Source organism: Bacillus sp. AP50, from assembly GCF_040492675.1.
Taxonomy (GTDB): domain Bacteria; phylum Bacillota; class Bacilli; order Bacillales; family Bacillaceae_G; genus Bacillus_A; species Bacillus_A cereus.
This window is the reverse complement of sequence record NZ_JBEUTW010000048.1, coordinates 1-3,923: the sequence shown is the minus strand read 5'-3', so window position 1 is coordinate 3,923 and position 3,923 is coordinate 1. Positions and strand designations below refer to the sequence as shown.

The window sequence follows — 3,923 nt, the reverse complement described above, 5'->3', positions numbered from 1 at the left end:
TAGTAAATTGATTCTTAAATAATAGGATATTACAAATACCCATTTATATTAAATTCTCATAGAAATCTTTCAAAACTACTCTTATTGAAGGTTGAGTGGTTATTGAATTGATTTCTATTGCCCCCGTTTTATATCATAGTACCAGCCTTTAATTAACAATTATATCCATTGCGAAAAAATAAGATAGGCTTTAATATTTATCAGTATTTAAATGCCAAAAATTGTTTAAGGCATTTCAACCAAAATTTAAGAGGAGCATACAATGAACAAACTAAAAAGGTTATTGAAACGTAAAACGACTTGGATAATTCTTATCCTATTCGTATTTGTTTATGTAAATAACAGTTCTTTTTTTGCTAAGAGGGATGATGGAACTCCTCTTCTTCTTGCTCACCGAGGACTTTCGCAAACATTTAGCATGGAAGAGATTGAGAGCGATACATGTACAGCAGAACGTATAAATAAACCTGAACATTCTTATTTAGAAAATACAATTCCATCTATGGAAGCAGCATTTAAAGCTGGAGCTGATCTAGTAGAGTTTGATGTTCAACCAACTAAAGATAATAATTTTGTTATTTTTCATGACTGGACTCTTGATTGCCGTACTAATGGTAAAGGTGTTACAAGAGATTTTACAACAAAAGAACTACAAGCACTTGATATTGGTTACGGTTATACAGCTGATGGGGGTAAAACATTCCCGTTTCGTGGCAAAGGGACTAATCTTATGCCAACACTTGATGAAGTACTTACCCATTTTCCAGACCGTTCTTTTCTTATTCATATTAAAAGTGATGATGAAAATGAAGGAATCCAATTGGCTACTTACCTCAAGAAATTACCAGCGAAGCGCCTTGATCAACTAACTGTATATGGTGGCGATAAACCAATTGCTGCGATAAAAGAGCGCATCCCTAGTTTACGAATAATGTCAAAAGCGACCATGAAAAAAGATCTTATTACTTATATGGCATTAGGGTGGACTGGCTACATACCTTCGAGCCTGAAGCATGGAGAATTACATATACCAGACAAAGTAGCTCCTTGGCTTTGGGGATGGCCAAATCGTTTTCTTAATCGAATGGATAAAGCAGATACTCGAGTTATCATTGTAGGAGGAAATGGGTTTGGATTTTCAAGTGGATTTGACTCATCTGAAGATATAAAACGCCTTCCTGATGATTATACAGGTGGAGTTTGGACAAATCGCATTGATAAAATAGCACCTGTATTTAAGAAATAAGGGATAATATAACAGTCGAAGTTCTTTCATCTGTTTAACCATTTATATTTTAAAAGAAGACTTATTAATAATTTTAAAGGTTTATATACCGATAAACACCCCTGATTTCCTATGAATAATGGAAATCAGGGGTGTTTTTTGGATGAATGGAACTTATTTTATTTATATTCAAACAGAAGTACGAAAACGATTAAATAATTACTCGCAAGATGTAAAAAATGAGCTGAATTCTCATAAATAACTAACTGTAGAAAAGAAAATTTTTCGTTTGGAGGTACTTTAAAAATCTTGGGTTGATGGATGTTTGGCGGTACCCCATAAAGGTTCCTGATACATAATTGATGTTATGCCATTTGTAGAAAACAATCCACTTATACCATTTTAACAAGAAGAAATATCTCGTCCATGTTGTAATATTGGCTTACGTTAAGCTTGTGAAAAAATCATATTCATGTATAATACAATTAATGTATGATACATGAGTTGTAGGAGGGTGACCTTTTTGAAAAGAGAAGATGCCTTAAAACTAAGAACAGATATTAAGAAAATGATTATAATAACTGGGGTTTTTGAATCTCAAAATTTGCCCAAAGGACCATTTGAAAAACCTTTACCAACTTCTCAAATGATGGCGTTAGAGGAACTAGAGGTGGAAAAATTAACTGTTTGGCAACTATCCAATAAACTTAGATTAGAGACTTCAACTGTAAGTAGATTGGTAGATAAGTTAGTAAAAAAGGGGCTTATTTATCGTGAAGTAAATGAAAAAAATAGAAGAGAACTTTTTCTGCACCTCACAGAAAAAGGTCACATAACTGTTAATTGCTTAAGAGAGCAATCCATTACATTTTATCAAAGTATTCTCAATAATTTATCAGAATCAGAACAAAAAATAGTTGTGGATGGTTTTGAATTATTTATTGATTCTATTTCTAAGCCTTTTGATTAGAGTGAGGTAAGTCAAAACATTTGGAGGATAAAATGAGTTTGCATTTTGAACGTCCTATTATTGAATTAAAAGAGAAATTTGATGAATTAAAGAAAATTATGAAAGAAAATAATGTAGATTTATCGTCAGAAATTCATGAATTAGAAAAACGTTTAAATAAAATGCAAGATAAAATTTATTCTAATATTACACCTTTTCAACGAGTTCAAATTGCAAGGCTACGTAACCGACCCACGACATTGGACTATATACCTTTATTGTTTACAAACTTTCTCGAACTTCATGGTGATCGATTATATGGTGATGATAAAGCAATGATAGGTGGTATTGCAAAATTTAAAGGAATGCCCGTTACGGTTATTGGTCATCAAAGAGGTAGAAATACAAAGGAAAGTATAGAAAGAAATTTTGGAATGGCACATCCAGAAGGTTATAGAAAAGCGCTAAGACTTATGAAACAAGCTGATAAATTTAATCGCCCTATTATTACATTTATTGATACAATAGGCGCCTATCCAGGGATAGGGTCTGAAGAACGTGGAATTTCTGAAGCGATAGCTCGAAATCTATTTGAAATGACTACACTTAAAGTGCCAATTGTTTGTATTGTAATTGGAGAGGCATCAAGTGGTGGAGCTCTTGGCATTAGTGTCGGTAACCATATCCATATGTTAGAGTATTCATGGTACTCGGTAATTTCGCCAGAAGGAGCAGCATCTATCCTATGGAAGGACGCTAAGTATGCTCCAGAAGCTGCTGAACATATGAAAATTTCAGCAAAAGATTTAAAACATTTAGGAATTATTGATGAAATCATTCCTGAAATTAAAGGTGGAGCACAAAATGATATAAAATTACAGGCAAAAGTGATTGAATCTGTAATCGAATCATCTCTAAAAAAATTGATACTATTATCCTCGGAAGAGCTTATACAACAGCGGTATGAAAAGTATAGACAAATAGAGAATTATAAATGAAAATATTTAAAGTCCGTATTACATTTCGGAGGATTATCGCAAAAAAATTCTAAATGTTTTGTAAGTAACCCCTTAAACTGGGATATGCTGATACTATTACTCTACAAAAGGTGTGTAATCGGTATGGAAAAGGAAAATTTGTTCAAATGGAAGCATTATCACATACCCATCAACTTAAGAAATTGATTGTTCCCCAAAACGAAAAAATGAGCTGAATTCTCATAAATAACTGTAAAAAGGTGAAAATTTCGTTATGGGGGGTATCTCAAAAGCTTAGGTTGCTGGCAATGGGGTATCGCCAGCATTTCGGCCCCCGCATGCTAAGAACATGCAAGATTTTATACAACTTTTTGGATAATCCAGTAACAAACAAGAACCCTAAAACCGCGCTAGGATAGGAATGTATAAAAAAATGCATAGATCCATAAAACAAAAAAAGAATGTTCCCTTGTGAGAGTAGGGTTACCTCTCTTTTCTTTGCTACCGATAACGATAATTATGTAAATAAGCTGTCCATCTGGACAGCTTATTTTTTGCTTAGCGTGGGTTTTTTCCGAAATGCTGGAGGCACACTTTTTTATTAAATTTTAATTCAAATCTATAATTGTATATATTTTGTTATTTCCTGTTGCAGAATCCTTATGATAAGGGTTCTTTTTTTATATCAAAAATCACAAATAAAAAAAGATAAAATCGGCGAAGACGATCTTATCTTTAGCACAAGGAGTAAACAAAAGGATAACCATCATAT

General features: G+C 32.9%; 3 protein-coding genes. All 3 read left to right on the top strand.

Annotated features, from left to right (window positions below; translation table 11 throughout):
- Positions 1-262: 262 nt before the first annotated feature.
- Positions 263-1,246 (top strand): glycerophosphodiester phosphodiesterase family protein, encoded by a 984-nt coding sequence (locus ABWK52_RS05575; protein ID WP_098542093.1) that lies wholly within the window; start codon positions 263-265, stop codon positions 1,244-1,246.
- Positions 1,247-1,748: 502 nt separating this feature from the next.
- Entirely contained in the window at positions 1,749-2,195 is a 447-nt protein-coding gene (locus ABWK52_RS05570; RefSeq protein WP_000817656.1) for a MarR family winged helix-turn-helix transcriptional regulator, read from the top strand.
- 32 nt (positions 2,196-2,227) lie between these two features.
- Complete coding sequence (locus tag ABWK52_RS05565; protein ID WP_087984233.1) at positions 2,228-3,172, top strand: acetyl-CoA carboxylase carboxyltransferase subunit alpha; 945 nt, start codon at positions 2,228-2,230, stop codon at positions 3,170-3,172.
- The last annotated feature ends 751 nt before the right edge of the window (positions 3,173-3,923 follow it).